Here is a 15,325-nt window from a genome sequence, read left to right on the forward strand (position 1 = left end):
TAAATGTCACCGGTCGCGGCGCCGCGCCAGCACAAAGTTGCGGGGGGGCGGGGGGCGGGGCCCGTCCCGCGCCGGAGAAATGCCACAAGCTCAGGGGCGGTGAGGGCAGCCCGCGGCAAGGTGCCACAGGAACGCGCAAAGGCCTGGAAATGCGGGTTGCGGCGCGCTCCGGGCAAGCCGGAGCGCGGCACGGCCGCGCCGGCCCGCCGGTTCGCGCACCGGGCCTGCCGGGAGGCGGTCCAACTCCTGTACGACGCCGTGGGATCGGCCGCGATCTACACCGAGCGCACCCCGCTCGACCGCTGCCTGCGCGACGTCATCACCGCGGGCCGGCACGTAGCCCCGGCGGAGAAGGTCCTCGACGGCGTCGGCGACCTCCGGCTCGGGGGCGCCCCCGGCTCCCCGCACTTCTGATCCGGCCGGGCCGGGCGGGCAGGGGCGCCGACGGCGGGGGCCGGCTCGCCGCCGCGGTGGTCGAGCCGGCCCGGAAGGTGTTGGGGCGCGGGCGCGGGCGCGGGCGCGGGCGCGGGCCTCAGGCCTCCTCGCGCCAGCCCTCGTAGCCGGTCGCGAGGGTGTCGAGGGCGTGCAGCAGGGCGGGGGTCCAGCCGTTCTCCGGGGCCTCGGCGACGACCAGCCACTGGGCGTCCTCGGCGTCGTCCTCGCCCGCGAGCGCGTCACGGACGACTTCGAGCTCGCCGAGGTCGGGTTGGGTGGCGCCGAGTTCCTCGGCCGCCTCCTGGGCGGTGTCGCGGTCGGGCAGGACGAGCAGCTGCCGGGCGTACGGGTCGTCGACGTCCGGGAGGTCGGTGGTCTGGTTCTCGCTCACCGGGCCATTGTCCAGGTCGGGCCGCCCGCTCCGTCGGGCGGGAGTGTCCGCGGCCGTGGGATGCTGGTAGGCGATGGCCAGGAAGAGTGCACCCGACGACCTGCTCGCCCCGCTGACCCTCGCGGTCGGCCAGGAGGAGCTGCTGCTGGACCGCGCGGTCGCCCAGGTGGTGGCGGCGGCGAAGGCGGCGGACCCGGACACCGACGTGCGGGACCTGCCGCCCGGCGGCCTGCAGCCCGGCAGCCTGGCCGAGCTGACCACGCCGTCGCTGTTCGCCGAGCGCAAGGTGATCGTGGTCCGGGCCGCACAGGACCTCTCCGCCGACTCGGTGAAGGAGGTCAAGGCGTACATCGAGGCGCCGGCCGAGGAAGTGATCATGGTGCTGGTGCACGCCGGCGGCGCCAAGGGCAAGGGCCTGCTGGACGCCGGGCGCAAGGCCGGCGGGCGTGAGGTGGCCTGCGCCAAGCTGGCCAAGGCGAGCGAGCGGCTGGCCTTCGTCAAGGGCGAGTTCCGCACCCTGGGCCGCTCCGCGACCCCGGAGGCCTGCCAGGCGCTGCTGGACGCGCTCGGCAGCGACCTGCGCGAGCTGGCCGCCGCCTGCCACCAGCTGACCTCGGACGTCGAGGGCGCGATCGACGAGACGGTGGTGGCCCGCTACTACAGCGGCCGGGCCGAGGCGACCGGCTTCGAGGTGGCGGACCTGGCGGTCACCGGTCGGGCCGCGGAGGCGCTGGAGCGGCTGCGCTGGGCGCTGGCCGTCGGCCAGCCGCCGACCGGCATCACCTACGCGCTGGCCTCCGGGGTGCGCAGCATCGGCCGGCTGGCGAGCGCCGGGCGGAACATGCGCCCGGGCGACCTGGCCCGTGAGCTGGGCATGCCGCCGTGGAAGGTCGACCGGGTCCGCCAGCAGATGCGCGGCTGGACGGGCGACGGGGTGGCCACCGCGCTGACCGCGATCGCCCAGGCCGACGCCGCGGTCAAGGGCGGATCGGACGACCCGGCCTACGCCCTGGAACGCGCGGTGGTCGCCGTCGCCCGGGCCGCCCGGGCCGGCTCCCGGCCCACCTACTGACGGCCCGCCCACTGATGGTCCGCCCACTGACGGCCCGCCCACTGGCGGCGCGGGGCGGCGGTGCGAGCGGTCCGGCCTACTTCTTCATGGCCCGGAGGGCGTCCTGCCCGTCGGACTGGAGGGCGCCGCGCAGCTCGTCCTTGGACGGCGGCTTGCCCTTGCCCTCGGTGTAGCTGGCCGAGTAGGTGACGTAGTACGTCATCCCGCCGTCGCGGATGTCCAGCTCGGCGTAGACGCTGTGGTACTGGTCCGAGCCGTCGTCCTTGTACAGGAAGTACGCCTCCTCGCCGAGCCCCGCGATGTCGGTGACCTGGTAGCCGCGCGCCCGGTAGAGCTCCTTGTTGGCCTCCAGCTCGGGTGCCGGGTTGACCGCCTTGTGCAGGTCGACGCGCATGTAGAGATTGGCGTACTCGCTGTCGCTGGTGCCGCCGGTGCGCTTGAGCGACATCGAGCAGTTCATGCTGTCCAGCGCCGGGTGCCGGTCGGTGTGGTGGGTCGGCTTGGAGGTGTCCGAGACGGAGTACGTCTGGAGGATCTTCGTGGGCTTGCCGGTGGTGCAGAAGTCGTCGGAGAGCCGGTAGCCGCGCAGGTCGCGCGGGGAGGACTGGCTGGTGACGAGGCCGGGGACGGTCATCACGGCGGCGGCCCAGCCGACCGAGACGATCACCGCTCCGACGAACGCCCAGACGGCGTTGCGCCGCAGGTTCCCGCTCCGTCCGGGGCCCGGGGCGGCGGGCAGGCCGGGCGCGGTGGGCAGCCCCGGCGGCGGTCCGAAGCCGCCCGCGCCCGCGGGCCCCGGAGCGCCCGGTACCGGCTGCGCGCCCCCGCCCGGTTGCTGCGGGAAGCCGTACCCCGGTCCGTTCGGTGCCGGTGGCGGCGGTGGCGTCGTCATGGAAGTTCCCCCTGGACCTGGCGTCGGGGTGCTCCCCGCACCTCGAACCGCACCTCGAACGGACCCGACCGACCATAGCGGCCGGACCGCGGAACGCGACAGGCGCCGCAGTGGTCTCCGGGGAGGAGGCCGACTGCGACGCCTGTCGCACTGCTTGGTTGCACCGCACCCGCGTGGCGAACGCAGGCCGCGTACGGTGCGAGTCTCGCGCGCCTCGGGGGTCCGGGTAGAGGGCCGGGTCGTCCCGAAGCGATGGGGGTCACCGCCCCCGGGGGCGTCAGGCCTGGACGGCCGTGTTGACGCGCTTGGTGATGGCCGACTTCTTGTTGGCGGCCTGGTTGGCGTGGATGACGCCCTTGCTCACGGCCTTGTCCAGCGCCTTGGAGGCGGCGCGGGCCAGCTCGGTGGCCTTCTCGGTCTCGCCGGCGGCAGCGGCCTCACGGGCCTTGCGCAGAGCGGTCTTCAGCGAGGACTTGACGGCCTTGTTGCGCAGGCGCGCCTTCTCGTTGGTCTTGTTGCGCTTGATCTGGGACTTGATGTTCGCCACGAAGGAGCCTCAGTCTGTCTAAAGATTGTGAACGGGGTTGCAACCGGCGGCCTTCGGTCAGGCTGAGAGGGCATGCCGAGGCCAGGTGCAGCAGCCCACGCTACCAGGGGCCCGCTGCCCGCCCCAAACCGGGCGCCCGCGAGGACCGCACCCGGGCGCCCGCGAGGACCGCCCCCGGACGTTCGCGAGGACCGCCCCCGACGCCCGAGAGGAGCTTCCCCGACGCCCCCGGGGACCGCCCCGGGTGCCCGGGAGACTCCCGGACGGTGCCCCGGGCCGCAGTCGTGGGAAGATGGGAGGAACTATTTCGATCGGACGAGACTGTCCGGTCCCCGGGAAACCGGTCAGCGATGATCCGGACACCCCCGGCCCCGGACCAACGGAGAATCGGACCAAGGTGCCCGCGACCCCCAGCAATGTGCCAGAGCCCAGCCGTACCGACCCGGCGCTGATCCGCAACTTCTGCATCATCGCCCACATCGACCACGGCAAGTCGACGCTCGCAGACCGGATGCTGCAGATCACCGGCGTCGTCGACCCCCGGCAGATGCGTGCCCAGTACCTCGACCGCATGGACATCGAGCGTGAGCGCGGCATCACCATCAAGTCGCAGGCGGTCCGCCTCCCGTGGGCGCCGAAGACCGGCCCGAACGCCGGGGCGACGCACATCCTCAACATGATCGACACCCCCGGCCACGTGGACTTCACGTACGAGGTGTCCCGTTCCCTCGCCGCGTGCGAGGGCACCGTCCTGGTGGTCGACGCGGCCCAGGGCATCGAGGCGCAGACCCTCGCCAACCTGTACCTGGCGCTGGAGAACGACCTCACGATCGTCCCGGTCCTCAACAAGATCGACCTCCCGGCCGCCCAGCCGGAGAAGTACGCCGCCGAGATCGCCCACATCATCGGCTGCGACCCGTCCGACGTGCTCCAGGTCAGCGCCAAGACCGGCCTGGGCGTCGAGGACCTGCTGGACCACATCGTCAACACCGTCCCGGCCCCGGTCGGCGTCAAGGACGCCCCGGCCCGCGCGATGATCTTCGACTCGGTGTACGACTCCTACCGCGGCGTGGTCACCTACGTCCGTGTCGTGGACGGCCAGCTCACCAAGCGCGAGCGCATCGCGATGATGTCCACCGGCGCCACCCACGAGCTGCTGGAGATCGGCGTCATCTCGCCCGAGCCGAAGGTCGCGGACGGCCTCGGCGTCGGCGAGGTGGGCTACATCATCACCGGTGTGAAGGACGTCCGGCAGTCCAAGGTCGGTGACACGATCACCTCGATGCACAAGGGCGCCACCGAGCCGCTCGGCGGCTACAAGGACCCGCGCCCGATGGTGTTCTCCGGCCTGTACCCGCTGGACGGCTCGGACTACCCGCTGCTGCGCGACGCCCTGGACAAGCTGCGTCTCAACGACGCCGCGCTGGTGTACGAGCCGGAGACCTCGGTCGCGCTCGGCTTCGGCTACCGCTGCGGTTTCCTCGGCCTGCTGCACCTGGAGATCATCCGGGAGCGCCTGGAGCGCGAGTTCAACCTCGACCTGATCTCCACCGCCCCGAACGTGGTCTACCGGGTGGTGATGGAGGACGGCACCGAGCACACGGTCACCAACCCGAGCGAGTTCCCGACCGGCAAGATCTCCGAGGTGTTCGAGCCGGTCGTGCGCGGCACCATCCTGGCGCCCAACGAGTTCGTCGGCGCGATCATGGAGCTCTGCCAGTCCCGCCGCGGCAACCTCCAGGGCATGGACTACCTCTCCGAGGACCGGGTCGAGCTGCGCTACACCCTGCCGCTCGCGGAGATCGTCTTCGACTTCTTCGACCAGCTGAAGTCCAAGACCCGCGGCTACGCCTCGCTGGACTACGAGCCCATCGGCGAGCAGGCCGCCCAGCTGGTGAAGGTCGACATCCTGCTGCACGGCGACCCGGTGGACGCGTTCTCCGCGATCGTCCACAAGGACAAGGCCTACAGCTACGGCGTGATGATGGCGGGCAAGCTCCAGAAGCTCATCCCCCGCCAGCAGTTCGAGGTCCCGATCCAGGCGGCCATCGGCTCCCGGGTGATCGCCCGTGAGACGGTCCGCGCGATCCGCAAGGACGTCCTCGCCAAGTGCTACGGCGGTGACATCTCCCGTAAGCGGAAGCTGCTGGAGAAGCAGAAGGAAGGCAAGAAGCGGATGAAGATGGTCGGCAGCGTGGAGGTCCCGCAGGAGGCCTTCATCGCCGCGCTGTCCACCGACGCCGAGACGCCGAAGGACAAGAAGTAGCGGCACGGCGGCGACGCACGCCGGAAGGGCCCGGGCACCCGCCCGGGCCCTTTCGGCGTTTCCGGAGCCCCCGGCCCCCCGGCCCCGGCACGTCCGGCGCTTCCGGCAGCGGCCGGCGGGGACGGCGGGCCTACTTCAGGCTGTTGAGGACCACGGCGACGATCGCCGCCTTCGCCAGCCGCCCCGCGGTGCCGGTGAATACGGTGGGCCGCATCGAGTCGTCCGGGCGGACCACCTGGAGCAGCCCGTCCCGCCGGCCGAGGCTCACGCACTGCACCTGGTACCGGAACGAGAACGGCCCCTCGGTGCGCCCGTCCAGCAGCCTGCCGAGGTACTGGCCCTGCGGCAGGGCGGTGGCGCAGCCCATCCGCAGGGTGCCGATGCCGGGGACGGTGACCGCGGCGGCGTCGCCGATCACATGGACGTCCGGGTGGGAGACCGACCGCAGGTGGTCGTCCACCACGGCCCGGCCGCGCCCGTCCACGGCCAGTCCGGCCTCGGCGGCCAGCGGGTGCGGCTCCAGCGAGGCGGCCCAGACGACGAGGTCGGCCTCGATCGGGCCGGCGGTGGTGCGCAGCCCGTCCGGGGTGACCTCGGTGACGGTGGTGTTCTCGTGGACGCTCGCGCCGAGCCGGGCGAGGACGCGCCGGACGTGGGCCCGGCCCTTGGCCGAGTAGACGCCGCCGACCAGGCCGGACGCGACGATCCGTACCTGCCAGGAGGGGTGGGCCTCGGCGAGTTCGGTGGCCAGCTCGATGCCGGTGGCGCCGCCGCCGACCACGGCCAGGGTGCCGGGCCGGTCGGCCGTGTCGATCCGGCGGCGCAGCTCGGCGGCGCGCTCCGCCGGGTAGGCGAGCTGTTCGGCGCCGGGGACGGCGTGCCAGGCGGTGCGGCTGCCGAGGGCGTGGACCAGGGTGTCGTACCCGAGGGTGGTGCCGTCGTCGAGCCGGACCTCGTGCGCGGCCGGGTCGAGTCCGACGGCCCGGGCCCGGCGGTGGGTGATCCGGCCGCCGCGGGTGAGTTCGCCGACGGTGGGCCAGTCGCGGCCGCGGCCGGCCGCGGTCTCGTGCTGGCGGATGCGGTGCAGGATCCGCTCCTCGGGGGCGACCAGGGTGACGTCGTGGTGCCGGCCGGCGCCCTTGGCCGCGGTGAGCCCGGCGTACCCGGCGCCCAGTACGACGATCCGTTGCCCGGTGGTGGTGCTGCTCATCTCGTCCGCCTCCTCGCGAGGGCGCTCCGGTGGAGCGCTGTTCGGGAAGGGGACGAGGCAGCCGGCCGGGGTGTGACGGTGACCCGTGTCACAGCTCCACGGCGGGGACCCGGGCGAGCTTCTCGGGGTTGACCACGACGTGCGCCTCGGCGATCCGCCCGTCGGCCACGGTGAAGGCGAGGACGCCGCCGACCGTGCCGGTGGCCCGGTCGTACCAGACCAGTCCGGGCTCGCCGTTGACCACCGCGGTGGTGGTGGCGGTGTCGGGGGTGAACCACTTGGCGACCAGGCCGGCCACCATCCGGGCCACCCGGTCGGCGCCGTGGATCGGGCGGACTCCGGCGCGGACGATGCCGCCGCCGTCGGAGTGCCAGACCACGTCGGGGTCGAGGACCTCCATCAGGGCGAGGATGTCGCCGCGGGTGCTGGCGGCGGCGAAGGCCTCGACGGCCTGGCGGTGCTCGGCCCGGTCGGTCCCGCCGGTGCGCCGGGCGGCGTCCTGCGCGCGGCCGCCGTCGCGGACCCGGCGGCGGGCCCGGGAGGCGAGCTGGCGGGCGGCGTCGGGGGTGCGTTCCAGGGAGGCGGCGATCTCCTCGAAGCCGACCGCGAAGACGTCGTGCAGCACGAAGGCGGCCCGTTCGGCGGGGGTGAGCTGTTCCAGTACGGCCAGCAGGGCGAGCGAGACGGACTCGCCGCGTTCGGCCAGTTCGGCCAGTTCGGCGGGGGAGTCGGGGCCGGTGGCGTAGGTGACGGCGGGCTCGGGCAGCCACTCGCCGTAGTAGGCCTCGCGGCGGGCCCGGGCGGAGCCCAGCTGGTCGTAGCAGAGCCGGGTGACGACGGTGGTGAGGAAGGCGCGCGGGTCGGCGACGGCGGAGCGGTCGGCGGCCCGCCAGCGCAGCCAGGCGTCCTGGAGGACGTCCTCGGCGTCGGTGAACGAGCCGAGCAGCCGGTAGGCGACCGAGCCCAGGTAGCGGCGGTTCGCCTCGAAGGCGTCCGGCGTCCGCGGAGTACCGGAGGCAGCGGGAGTACCGGAGGCAGCGGGAGTACCGGAGGCAGTGGGGGTGCCGGGGGCGGCAGGGGTGTCCGGGCGGTCCGGGGCCTGGTCGTCGGTCACGGGCCCAACGTAGCGCGCGGTGTCCGCGAAGCGAAGGGCCGGGGCGGGAAGTCCCCGCCCCGGCCCTCCGGTCGGCCGGACGTCAGTCCATCTCGACCGCGGCCTCGGCGAACTGTGCCTGGTAGAGCCGGGCGTAGGCGCCGTCGGCGGCGATCAGCTCGTCGTGCGAGCCCTGCTCGACGATCGAGCCGTTCTCCATCACCAGGATCACGTCGGCGTCCCGGATGGTGGAGAGCCGGTGGGCGATCACGAAGCTGGTGCGGCCGGTGCGCAGCCGGGCCATGGCCCGCTGGATCAGCACCTCGGTGCGGGTGTCGACGGAGCTGGTCGCCTCGTCCAGGACCAGGATGGACGGCTGGGCGAGGAACGCCCGGGCGATGGTGATCAGCTGCTTCTCGCCGGTGCTGACGTTGGTGCCCTCGTCGTCGATGACGGTGTCGTAGCCGTCCGGCAGGGTGCGCACGAAGCGGTCGACGTGGGCGGCCCTGGCGGCCTCGACGACCTGTTCGCGGGTGGCCGACTCGGCGCCGTAGGCGATGTTGTCGGCGATGGTGCCGCCGAACAGCCAGGTGTCCTGGAGCACCATGCCGATGCCGGAGCGCAGTTCCTCGCGGGACATCGCGGCGATGTCCACGCCGTCGAGGGTGATCCGTCCGGAGCTGACCTCGTAGAACCGCATCAGCAGGTTGACCAGGGTGGTCTTGCCGGCGCCGGTGGGGCCGACGATGGCGACGGTCTGCCCGGGTTCGACCTTGAGCGAGAGGTCCTCGATGAGCGGCTTCTCGGGGTCGTAGCGGAAGGCCACGTCCTGGAAGGAGACCCGGCCGTGCAGCACGTCGGGCCGTTCGGGCATGGCCGGTTCGGGGCTCTGCTCGGGGGCGTCCAGCAGCTCGAAGACGCGTTCGGCGGAGGCGACGCCGGACTGCACCAGGTTGGCCATGCTGGCGACCTGGGTGAGCGGCTGGCTGAACTGCCGCGAGTACTGGATGAACGCCTGGACGTCGCCGATGGACAGCGAGCCGCTGGCCACCCGCAGGCCGCCGACGACGGCGACCAGCACGTACTGGAGGTTGCCGATCAGCATCATCGCGGGCTGGATGGTGCCGGAGATGAACTGGGCCTTGTAGCTGGCCTGGTAGAGCGCGTCGTTGTGCTCGCGGAAGGTCTCCGCGGACTCCTGCTGGCGCCCGAACACCTTGACCAGGGTGTGGCCGGTGTACATCTCCTCGATGTGGGCGTTGAGCTGGCCGGTGGACTTCCACTGCTGGACGAACTGCGGCTGGGCCCGCTTGCCGACCTTGGTGGCGACGATCACCGAGGCGGGCACCGAGACCAGTGCGATCACGGCGAGCAGCGGGGAGATCCAGAACATCATCGCGAGCACGCCGACCACGGTGAGCAGCGAGTTGACGACCTGTCCGAGGGTCTGTTGCATGGACTGGCCGATGTTGTCGATGTCGTTGGTGACCCGGCTGAGCACCTCGCCGCGCGGCTGCTTGTCGAAGTAGCTGAGCGGCAGCCGGGAGAGCTTGGCCTCGACGTCCTGGCGCAGCCGGTAGCCGGCGGCCTGGATGGCCCGGGTGGCCAGTCGGCCCTGGAAGATCCCGAAGACGGCGGAGGCGACGTAGATGCCGAGCACCCAGAGCAGGACGGTGCCGATGGCGCCGAAGTCCATGCCCTGGCCGGGGGTGAAGTCGACGGAGGAGAGCAGGTCGGCGACGCCGCCCTCGCCGTGGGCGCGCAGCCCGTCGACGACCTGTTCCTTGGAGGTGCCGGCCTGGAAGCGGGCGCCGACGACGCTGGCGAAGATCAGGTCGGTGGCGTCGCCGAGGATCTTGGGGCCGATGACGGCGCAGCCGATGCCGATGACGCCGAGGAGCAGGACGCCGATCAGGGTGTTGCGTTCGGGGCGCAGCAGGCCGAGGACGCGCTTGCCGGAGCCCTTGAAGTCCATGGACTTCTCGGTGCCCTGGCCGCCCATGAAGCGGCCGGGGCCGGCGGGGCCGCGGCGGGCGGCGGCGGCCTGGGAGTCGCTGGGCAGTCCGGTGTCCTCCGGCGGGGCGTCCCTCTTCAGGGTGTCCGTGGGGGCGCCGCCGGGGGCCTGCCCCTTGTCCAGGTCGGGCTTTCCGGGCGTGGTCACGCCGCCTCCTGCTCGGTGAGCTGGGAGAGCACGATCTCCCGGTACGTCGGGTTGTCGGCCATCAGCTCGTGGTGGGTTCCGGTGCCGACGACGGCGCCCTCGTCGAGGACGACGATCCGGTCGGCGTCGCGGATGGTGGACACGCGCTGGGCGACGATCAGGACGGTGGCGTCGGAGGTCTCGCGGGCGAGGGCCTTGCGGAGCTTGGCGTCGGTGGCGTAGTCGAGCGCGGAGAAGGAGTCGTCGAAGAGGTAGACGGATGGCCGGCGGACCAGGGTCCGGGCGATGGCCAGGCGTTGGCGCTGGCCGCCGGAGACGTTGCCGCCGCCCTGGGCGATGGGGGCGTCGAGGCCTTCGGGCAGCTTCTCGACGAACTCCTTGGCCTGGGCGATCTCCAGGGCGTGCCAGAGCTCCTCGTCGGTGGCGTCGGGCCGGCCGTAGCGGAGGTTGCTGGCGACGGTGCCGGAGAAGAGGTAGGGCTTCTGCGGGACGATGCCGACGTTCTCGGCGAGCGCGGCGGGGGCGAGTTCGCGGACGTCGACGCCGTCGAGCAGGACCTGGCCGGAGGTGGCGTCGAAGAGCCGGGGGACGAGGCCGAGCAGGGTGGACTTGCCGCTGCCGGTGGAGCCGATGATCGCGGTGGTCTCGCCGGGGCGGGCGGTGAGGTCGATGGCGCGCAGCACCGAGGCCTCGGCGCCGGGGTAGCGGAAGTCGACGTCGCGCAGTTCCAGGTTGCCGCGGCGCAGCACCTTCTGGACGGGGTCGGTGGGCGGGACGACGCTGCTGTGGGTGCCGAGGACCTCCTCGATGCGCTCGGCGCAGACCTCGGCGCGCGGCACCATCATGAACATGAAGGTGGCCATCATGACGCTCATCAGGATCTGCATCAGGTAGGAGAGGAACGCGGTGAGCGCGCCGATCTCCATGGCGCCGCTGTCGATGCGGTGGGCGCCGAACCAGAGCACGGCGACGCTGGAGACGTTCACCACCAGCATGACGGTGGGGAACATGATGGACATCAGCCGGCCGACCTGGCGGGCGACCTGGGTGAGGTCCTCGTTGGCGTCGGCGAAGCGGGCCTGCTCCTGGTCGTCCTTGACGAAGGCGCGGATGACCCGGATGCCGGTGATCTGCTCGCGCAGGACCCGGTTCACGGTGTCGATCCGCTCCTGCATGCTGCGGAACCGGGGGCGCAGCGCGCGGACCAGCAGGACCACGACGACGCCGAGCGCGGGGATGACGGCGAGCAGCAGGCCGGACAGCGGGACGTCCTGGTTGAGCGCCATGATGATGCCGCCGACGCACATGATCGGCGCGGCGACCATGAGCGTGAAGCTCATCAGGGCGAGCATCTGGACCTGCTGGACGTCGTTGGTGGTCCGGGTGATCAGCGAAGGGGCGCCGAACTGGCCGACCTCGCGGGCGGAGAAGCTCTGCACCCGGTCGAAGACGGCGGCGCGGACGTCCCGGCCGAAGGCCATGGCGGTGCGCGCGCCGATGAAGACGGCGCCGACCGAGCACAGGGCCTGGAGGACGGTGACGGCGATCATCACCCCGCCGACGCGCAGGATGTAGCCGGTGTCGCCCTTGACCACGCCGTCGTCGATGATGTCGGCGTTGAGCGTCGGCAGGTAGAGCGCCGCGAGGGTGGACACCAGCTGGAGCAGTACCAGCAGGGTGATCGGTCGGGAGTACGGGCGCAGGTACGCCCTCAGCAATCTGATCAGCACTAGCACACTCTTGTCGTCGCCGGTCGGGTTCGCACCCCAATTCTCCGTGTTCTGTAGCGTCGTACAGGTCATTCGGCGTGCGGGAGCCGGAGGTTTGCCGGGCCTTTGCCGAACGGACGGGTCCGGCACCGGTGGCGCGGGGGCGTGCCGTCGGGCGCTGCCCTCTTACGGAATGACCGGTTTCCCCCTAGGCTGCTGATTGCCCCTTTGTTACTGACCGGTACCGTTCAGGTGAACCGGGGCCCGGCGACCGCCCCCACGGACGCCGCGACAATCCAGACGGCCACCCGCCCCCGGAGGTCCTCGTTGAGTTCCGCGCAGTCCCTGATCGGCTCCGGCAGGTCCGACCTCGTCGCCGGGCGTCCGGCCTCCGTCGCCCACCTGTTCCTGGAGCGGGTCGCCCTGACCCCGAACGCCGAGGCCTACCGCTACCCCTCGCCCGTGGACGAGCAGGCCGCCGACGGCGCGCCCGGCGCCGAGCAGTGGCGTTCGCTCACCTGGGCGCAGACCGCGACCCGGGTCAAGGCCGTGGCCGCCGGCCTGATGGCACTCGGCATCCACCCCGAGGACCGGGTGGCCCTGGCCTCCTCGACCCGGCTGGAATGGATCGTCGCCGACCTCGGCGCCATGTGCGCGGGCGCCGCGATCACCACCGTCTACCCGAGCACCAACGCGGACGAGACGGCGTTCATCCTCTCCGACTCCGGTTCCCGGGCGCTGTTCGCCGAGAACGCGGCCCAGCTGGCCAAGGCCGTCGAGCAGCTCGACCAGCTGCCCGAGCTGCGCACCGTGATCCTCTTCGACGCGCCCGCCGAGGCCCCCGAGAGCGCCGGCCTGGAGCTGCTCACCCTCGCGGAGCTGGAGGAGCGCGGCGCCCGGTACCTGGCGGAGCACCCGGACGCGGTGGAGAAGGCCGTCGACGGGCTCGACAAGGAGCAGCTGGCCACCCTCATCTACACCTCCGGAACCACCGGCCGCCCCAAGGGCGTGCGCCTGGTGCACGACTGCTGGGCGTACGAGGGCCGGGCGCAGGAGGCCAGCGGACTGCTGGGCCCCGACGACGTGCAGTTCATGTGGCTGCCGCTGTCGCACGTGTTCGGCAAGACGCTGATCTCCGGGCAGATCGCCACCGGGCACGTGATGGCGGTGGACGGCCGGGTGGACCGGATCATCCACAACCTGCCGGTGATCCGGCCGACCATCATGGCCTCGGCCCCGCGCATCTTCGAGAAGGTCTACAACGGCATCGCGGGCAAGGCCCGGGCCGAGGGCGGCGCCAAGTACAAGATCTTCCTGTGGGCGGCCAAGGTCGCCCGCGAGCACGCCCGGGCGGTCCAGGAGAGCCGGGTGGCCACCGGCACCGAGACGGCCCCGCTGGGCCTGCGGGCGCAGCACGCGCTCGCCGACAAGCTGGTGTACGCGAAGATCCGGGCGGCCTTCGGCGGCCGGCTGCGCGGTGCGGTCTCCGGCAGCGCCGCGCTCGCCCCGGAGATCGGCTACTTCTTCATCGGCGCCGGCGTGCCGATCCTGGAGGGCTACGGCCTGAGCGAGACCAGCGCCGGCTCCTGCGTCAACCGCGCGGAGGACGTGCGGATCGGCACGGTGGGCCGCCCGCTGCCCGGCACCGAGGTGCGGATCGCCGAGGACGGCGAGATCCTGCTGCGCGGCCCGGGCGTCATGCGCGGCTACCACAACCTGCCGGAGAAGACCGCCGAGGTGCTGGAGTCGGACGGCTGGTTCCACACCGAGGACATCGGCGAGCTCACCCCGGACGGCTTCCTGCGGATCACCGACCGCAAGAAGGACCTGTTCAAGACCTCCGGCGGCAAGTACGTGGCGCCCAGCGAGGTCGAGGGCAAGTTCAAGGCGGTCTGCCCGTTCGTCAGCAACATCCTGGTGATCGGCAACGGCCGCAACTTCTGCACCGCGCTGATCGGCCTGGACGAGGCGGTCCTCCTGCCGTGGGCCGCCGAGCGCGGCCTGGCCGGCAAGAGCTACGCCGAACTGGCCGCCGAGCCGGCCGTGCACCAGCTGATCGAGGGCTTCGTCAAGCGGGTCAACGCCGACCTCCAGCGCTGGCAGACGATCAAGAAGTTCCACCTGCTGCCGCGCGACCTGGACATCGAGCACGGCGAGCTCACCCCGAGCCTGAAGATCAAGCGCCCGGTGGTCGAGCGGACCTACGCGGACGCCGTGGCGGCCATGTACGCGGGCGCCAACGAGGCCTGAGCCGCCCCGCCCCGTACGGCTCACCCGAACGGGTGCGCCGTACGGGACAATGGGCTCATGCCCTCCGCACTCCCCGACGGCGATCCGGTGCCGTCCGACGGTTCCCTGCCCGCGCACGCCCTCGACGGGCTGGGCGACCGGCCGTTCGGCTTCTACCTGCACGTCCCGTACTGCGCCAGCCGCTGCGGCTACTGCGACTTCAACACCTACACCGCCACCGAGCTGCGCTCCTCCGGGGCGGTCGCCTCGCAGGACACGTACGCGGACAACGTGGTCGCCGAGATCCGCCTCGCCCGGAAGGTGCTGGGGGACACGGACCTCCCGGTGCGGACCGTCTTCCTCGGCGGCGGCACCCCGACCCTGCTGCCCGCCCGCGACCTGGTGAAGATGCTCGCCGCGATCCGCGAGGAGTTCGGGCTCGCCGAGGACGCCGAGGTCACCACCGAGGCCAACCCGGAGTCGGTCGACCCGGCGTACCTGGCCGAACTGCGCGAGGGCGGCTACAACCGGCTCTCCTTCGGCATGCAGAGCGCCCGCCCGCACGTCCTGAAGCTGCTCGACCGCCACCACACCCCGGGCCGCCCCGAGGCCTGCGTGGCCGAGGCCCGCGCGGCCGGCTTCGAGCACGTCAACCTCGACCTCATCTACGGCACCCCCGGCGAGTCCGACGACGACTGGCGGGCCTCCCTGGACGCCGCCATCGGCGCCGGGCCCGACCACGTCTCCGCGTACTCGCTGATCGTCGAGGAGGGCACCCGGCTCGCCGCCCGGGTCAAGCGCGGCGAACTGCCGATGATCGACGACGACGTGCACGCCGACCGCTACCTGATCGCCGAGGAGGCGCTCGCCGCCGCCGGCTACTCCTGGTACGAGGTCTCCAACTGGGCCACCGCCCCCGAGGGCCGCTGCCGCCACAACGAGCTGTACTGGACCGGCGCCGACTGGTGGGGCGCCGGCCCCGGCGCCCACAGCCACGTCGGCGGCGTCCGCTGGTGGAACGCCAAGCACCCCGCCGCCTACGCCCAGGCCCTCGCCGAGCAGCGCACCCCGGCGCTGGCCCGCGAGGTGCTGGCCGAGGAGGACCGCCGCGTCGAGCGCATCCTCCTGGAGCTGCGCCTGGTCGACGGCATCCCCCTCGACCTGCTCACCGACACCGGCCGCAAGGCGGCGGACCGGCACCTCGCCGACGGCCTCCTCGCCGCCGGGCCGTACCGGCAGGGCCGCGCCGCCCTGACCCTCCGGGGCCGCCTCCTGGCCGACGCGGTGGTACGTGACCTGGTGGACTGATTGTCGTTAACG

At 72.5% G+C, this 15,325-nt stretch carries 12 protein-coding genes; 5 read left to right on the top strand and 7 right to left on the bottom strand.

Annotated features, from left to right (window positions below):
* Positions 1 to 3: 3 nt before the first annotated feature.
* Complete coding sequence (locus tag ACWGKU_RS11050) at positions 4 to 414, top strand: hypothetical protein (protein ID WP_452191411.1); 411 nt, start codon at positions 4 to 6, stop codon at positions 412 to 414.
* Positions 415 to 532: 118 nt separating this feature from the next.
* Here the strand turns inward: ACWGKU_RS11050 and ACWGKU_RS11055 are convergent, their stop codons facing one another.
* Positions 533 to 826 (bottom strand): hypothetical protein, encoded by a 294-nt coding sequence (locus ACWGKU_RS11055; RefSeq protein ID WP_380542257.1) that lies wholly within the window; start codon positions 824 to 826, stop codon positions 533 to 535.
* Between the two features lie 73 nt (positions 827 to 899).
* On the opposite strand from ACWGKU_RS11055, the gene holA reads away from it, so the two are divergent.
* Entirely contained in the window at positions 900 to 1,898 is a 999-nt protein-coding gene (gene holA / locus ACWGKU_RS11060) for a DNA polymerase III subunit delta (RefSeq protein ID WP_401054372.1), read from the top strand.
* Between the two features lie 76 nt (positions 1,899 to 1,974).
* On the opposite strand, the gene ACWGKU_RS11065 is transcribed toward holA, so the two are convergent.
* Together ACWGKU_RS11065 and rpsT are read right to left on the bottom strand one after the other, a co-directional pair.
* A complete protein-coding gene (locus tag ACWGKU_RS11065) occupies positions 1,975 to 2,790 on the bottom strand; it encodes a hypothetical protein (RefSeq protein ID WP_401054371.1) in 816 nt (271 codons plus the stop codon).
* A 277-nt stretch (positions 2,791 to 3,067) separates the two neighbouring features.
* On the bottom strand, positions 3,068 to 3,337 hold the full coding sequence (gene rpsT, locus ACWGKU_RS11070) for a 30S ribosomal protein S20 (RefSeq protein ID WP_030309778.1): 270 nt from the start codon (positions 3,335 to 3,337) through the stop codon (positions 3,068 to 3,070).
* A gap of 397 nt (positions 3,338 to 3,734) precedes the next feature.
* Here rpsT and lepA point away from each other — a divergent pair, with 397 nt between their 5' ends.
* The gene (gene lepA, locus ACWGKU_RS11075; RefSeq protein ID WP_401053709.1) at positions 3,735 to 5,603 is read left to right on the top strand and encodes a translation elongation factor 4; all 1,869 of its coding nucleotides are present in this window, start codon (positions 3,735 to 3,737) and stop codon (positions 5,601 to 5,603) included.
* Positions 5,604 to 5,733: 130 nt separating this feature from the next.
* On the opposite strand, the gene ACWGKU_RS11080 is transcribed toward lepA, so the two are convergent.
* From ACWGKU_RS11080 to ACWGKU_RS11095, 4 genes are all read right to left on the bottom strand, one after another.
* The gene (locus tag ACWGKU_RS11080) at positions 5,734 to 6,813 is read right to left on the bottom strand and encodes an NAD(P)/FAD-dependent oxidoreductase (protein ID WP_452178217.1); all 1,080 of its coding nucleotides are present in this window, start codon (positions 6,811 to 6,813) and stop codon (positions 5,734 to 5,736) included.
* A gap of 88 nt (positions 6,814 to 6,901) precedes the next feature.
* Complete coding sequence (gene sigJ / locus ACWGKU_RS11085; RefSeq protein ID WP_452191409.1) at positions 6,902 to 7,927, bottom strand: RNA polymerase sigma factor SigJ; 1,026 nt, start codon at positions 7,925 to 7,927, stop codon at positions 6,902 to 6,904.
* Between the two features lie 82 nt (positions 7,928 to 8,009).
* Positions 8,010 to 9,908 carry an ABC transporter ATP-binding protein gene (locus tag ACWGKU_RS11090; protein ID WP_452178219.1) on the bottom strand — a complete coding sequence of 633 codons (1,899 nt, stop codon included), beginning with the start codon at positions 9,906 to 9,908 and terminating at the stop codon, positions 8,010 to 8,012.
* A gap of 155 nt (positions 9,909 to 10,063) precedes the next feature.
* Positions 10,064 to 11,797, bottom strand: coding sequence for an ABC transporter ATP-binding protein (locus ACWGKU_RS11095; RefSeq protein ID WP_452178216.1), 1,734 nt, complete (start codon positions 11,795 to 11,797; stop codon positions 10,064 to 10,066).
* A gap of 306 nt (positions 11,798 to 12,103) precedes the next feature.
* Here ACWGKU_RS11095 and ACWGKU_RS11100 point away from each other — a divergent pair, with 306 nt between their 5' ends.
* Both ACWGKU_RS11100 and hemW read left to right on the top strand, forming a co-directional pair.
* Positions 12,104 to 14,026 (top strand): AMP-dependent synthetase/ligase, encoded by a 1,923-nt coding sequence (locus tag ACWGKU_RS11100; RefSeq protein ID WP_380542275.1) that lies wholly within the window; start codon positions 12,104 to 12,106, stop codon positions 14,024 to 14,026.
* Positions 14,027 to 14,083: 57 nt separating this feature from the next.
* A complete protein-coding gene (gene hemW / locus ACWGKU_RS11105) occupies positions 14,084 to 15,313 on the top strand; it encodes a radical SAM family heme chaperone HemW (RefSeq protein WP_452178215.1) in 1,230 nt (409 codons plus the stop codon).
* Positions 15,314 to 15,325: the final 12 nt, after the last annotated feature.

The organism is Kitasatospora sp. NPDC054768 (genome assembly GCF_053612025.1).